A 3,495-nucleotide genomic window follows, 5' to 3' on the forward strand; every position below is an offset into this window, starting at 1 on the left:
TTGTCTCTCCTTTCTGGGGTTGTCTTCACATCCCCCATGCCAACGGGCATCAAACCCGCTTACATTCCGTAACACTCGGCCGCTTTGGCCTTAAGCGCATTGACTGATTCTTCGTAGCCCTCTGCCTTGACCTCCATTTGCTTGGAGACGGCATCAAGATACGGGTGCACGTCCCATGACTTCAGACGCTCGGCGATCATTGCCGCAATCGTCTGGAAGAACACCAAATTGGGAATTGCGCTGAGCAGCGGAGCCACCTGAGGCACCGCAACCTCGTGAGCCTTACCCCTGGGATGGGCCGTGAGCAGCACCGTTTTTGTCGTAACGTTCGATAGCGCATCGGCGATATTCGCAAGACGCTCCGACCCCTGCGGATCGTCGACGATAAACACCAGATAGCCCGGAACGATCTGCATCTCGGGACCGTGGACGAACTCCTCGCCTTCGTGATGCATGGCAGGAATCTTGATGGTCTCGCTCAGCTTGAGGGCCGCCTCTTCGGCAACGCCATAATTGGGGCCGTTGCCGACGACCATGGCGGGCGTGTGCTCAGAAAGCTCGAGCATGTGGTCTTGGACATATGCCTCGGCGGTCTTGCACATTACGGCATTGGCCTGGATGGCCTCGCGCAGGTCGTCAAGACGCTGGGTGACGCCTTTGGCGTCAACCGTTCCGCGCGCCTGACCGCCGTAAATACCAAAAAGCACCAGATACTCAACGAGAACCTCGACGCCCAGAGTTACAAAGTCCACCGACTCGACGCCCACACCGTAGTCAAGAACGATGTCAGTGTGCTCCTTGATGGGTGCCTCGACGTTTGCCGTGAGCGCAACTGCAGCCATATCGTGTGCGCACATGTAATCGAGCGCCGCAATCGTATTGGTTGAATAGCCGCTCTGCGAGACGGCGATGTTGAGCGCATGCTGTGGATAGGTGTGTTCAAAATCGACGAAGGCCTCGGGCGTCACAACGGACACCTGCATCTGCAGCGCATCTTGCAGGTAATCGCGGGCGCAATCCGCAGCATGGCGCGACGAACCCGAAGCAACGATGCGCAGCGCGTCAAAAGAACCGGACTGGAAAATATCAACGAGCTGCGCTACCAGCTCAGACGAACGCTCGAGGTTCTCTCCCATACGCACATGGGCAAGCTGAACGTAATCGAGCATCTTCATCGTCTCACCTCGTAACAAATCATTAGTATTTGATACCAATCACAGTTACAGGTTACGGCTTTTTGATACCTCTTTGTCGATTAATTTATCCCCTTCGGCGAACGGTCGATTTTGAGCTATGTAAGGTTGTATATACAGTCGGTCAAATTGCCCAAACAGACCGGCTGTTACCGCGCGCGATGCAAAGCCCCAGCTAGTACGTATAGGTGTAGCCGCCCGCATCGCCACGATTGAAGGACTTTACATACTCGATAGCCTGACCGCTCGCGTCATAGCTCACGCATTCCAAAAGCAAAACAAGATCCCCTTGTTCCAAGCCAAGCAAGCCCGCGTCGCGTGCGCCCACCGCCTCGATATCGAGCTTCTCCTGAGCCATGACCGGCTTTCGGCCTAGCATCTCATAGGTCTCGTACAAGCTGAAGACCGACACGTCAATATCTTCGATTGTGGGAAACAGCCGGCACGGGATGAACGCCATCTCAATCGATACGGGATCGCCGTTGACGCAGTTCAAACGCCGAATCGAATACAACAAATCGTCCTCGGCAATGCCAAACAGGTTGGCATAATATGGGCCCGCATAACGCTTGGAACGCGCGAGGATACGGACGGACGGCTCGCCGCCCGAAGCACGAACCGACTCGCGAAAGCCTCCTGTTCGCTCGTAGGCAACGGGTACTTTCTGCGCCACAAACGCGCCCTTTCCGCGGACGCGTCGAATCTGCCCGCGCCGAACCAGCTCATCGACAGCGCTTCGGATGGTCAAGCGTGTCGTACCAAATTCCTCGGCGAGGTCTTTTTCGGACGGAATCATGGAACCCGTGGGATATATACCGCGCTCGATACGTTCCTCGATGCGGCGTCGAATGCGCATATAAACCGGGGTGGCATCTACTGTTTCAGCCATTGTTCACCTGCCACGCTTCTCATTCCGTTCTTTTCGCCGTTATCGGCAAAGCGAAACTTTGTGGGCAAAATCACCGATTTGCAATGCTCCACAAAACGCATGTCCTTATCAAATTCGATCGTGCTCTCATAGAACACCGGCGTTCCCTCTTCTTGCTGGAGCAACTCGGCCTCTTCGGCGTTCAAACGCGAGATGGAGATATGCTCACGTCCATGCTCAACACGCACGCCACCTTCTTTGAGCAAGACATCGTAAAGGCTCTCGCACTCAAAATCGTGCTCGGTAAGCGATGGGCACAGGGACAGGTTAACGTGAGCCGTCTCGATTGACGCCGGCTCGCCCTCAATAAGTCGAACGCGCTGCATGCGGAGCAAAGGAGCGCCTACAGACACCCCAAGCTTGTCGGCAAGCGCCTCATCCGCCTCGATGGTCCCGGTGGAAACCAGACGAGAAGAGGGGTGCAGGCCGGCAGTCCGCACAGCATCGGAAAAGTTATACGTTTCCTGGAAGATGTTCAGCGGCTTGGGAGGACACACATACGTACCCGATCCGCGACGGCTCTCGAGCGTTCCACAAGAGATGAGCCGCGTGATACCGGCGCGCAACGCTGTACGCGAAACGCCGATCTCTTCGCACAGCACGCGCTCGGCCGGCAGGCGATCGCCGCCGGCAAGCTGGTGGTGCTGGATATACCAAAGAATTCCCTCAACAGCACGATCTTTGGGGGGAATTGCATAAGATTCGCCTGCCATTGCACAGACTCCTCATTCAGAAACGTATGCCGCCAAAATTAGACCAGCCCTCCCATGGCATCAAATTCGGCCTTGATCTTCTCGGCAACATTCCGATACGACTTATATAGACTTGAATCGCGTTTGACTTCGTCGGTCATAACGGGAATCTCTAATTTGGAAACCTCGTCTTTTCCCGTCTGAACCGCCACAACAACGCCCATACCAAGACACATATTACGCTTGGCAGCGTTTATTTTCGCCGCCTTGGCAGGATTTGCCAGGATACGCTGGGCAAATTCCTGTTTTGAGACCACTTCCTCGGCCTCCGGATCGCCCGCCTCGGCCACTTCGCACTGCAAAACGTCCGCATAGTCAAAAATCTTCGGCTCGCCGCCGCGCTGATGCACGGCCCACTTGCGACGCGTGGCATCCTGGTAGATAGCCGGCAAAAACGTAAACCGCGGCGGGTCCAAAATCGTATCCGTGATGGTAAACACATCGGGATCAAAGGCATCCTGCGGGTTTTTCTTCTTGAACAGCCCCATATCAGCCTCCCGTACTAGTATTAAACAACTCAAGTTGAATATAGCACCAATTTCAAGCCGCCGCTTTACTGCATCGGTGCGTGGTGTCTATGGCTCGCCCAGCGGAAAAGTTCACGGACGAGGGGCGGGGCCGG

At 55.5% G+C, this 3,495-nt stretch carries 4 protein-coding genes; all 4 read right to left on the reverse strand.

Annotated elements, in window-relative coordinates:
* Nucleotides 1-59: 59 nt before the first annotated feature.
* The 4 genes from ACQRC0_RS08595 to ACQRC0_RS08610 all read right to left on the reverse strand — a co-directional run bounded on the left by ACQRC0_RS08595 (nt 60) and on the right by ACQRC0_RS08610 (nt 3,361).
* On the reverse strand, nt 60-1,175 hold the full coding sequence (locus ACQRC0_RS08595) for an SIS domain-containing protein (protein ID WP_427729290.1): 1,116 nt from the start codon (nt 1,173-1,175) through the stop codon (nt 60-62).
* Nucleotides 1,176-1,368: 193 nt separating this feature from the next.
* Nucleotides 1,369-2,082 carry a GntR family transcriptional regulator gene (locus ACQRC0_RS08600; protein WP_427719867.1) on the reverse strand — a complete coding sequence of 238 codons (714 nt, stop codon included), beginning with the start codon at nt 2,080-2,082 and terminating at the stop codon, nt 1,369-1,371.
* Complete coding sequence (locus ACQRC0_RS08605; RefSeq protein ID WP_427719866.1) at nt 2,067-2,834, reverse strand: GntR family transcriptional regulator; 768 nt, start codon at nt 2,832-2,834, stop codon at nt 2,067-2,069. The genes ACQRC0_RS08600 and ACQRC0_RS08605 overlap by 16 nt, the downstream gene beginning before the upstream one ends.
* A 38-nt stretch (nt 2,835-2,872) precedes the next feature.
* Nucleotides 2,873-3,361 (reverse strand): hypothetical protein, encoded by a 489-nt coding sequence (locus ACQRC0_RS08610; RefSeq protein WP_138374554.1) that lies wholly within the window; start codon nt 3,359-3,361, stop codon nt 2,873-2,875.
* Nucleotides 3,362-3,495: the final 134 nt, after the last annotated feature.

It is taken from the genome of Collinsella sp. SGI.033 (genome assembly GCF_050315135.1).
Taxonomy (GTDB): domain Bacteria; phylum Actinomycetota; class Coriobacteriia; order Coriobacteriales; family Coriobacteriaceae; genus Collinsella.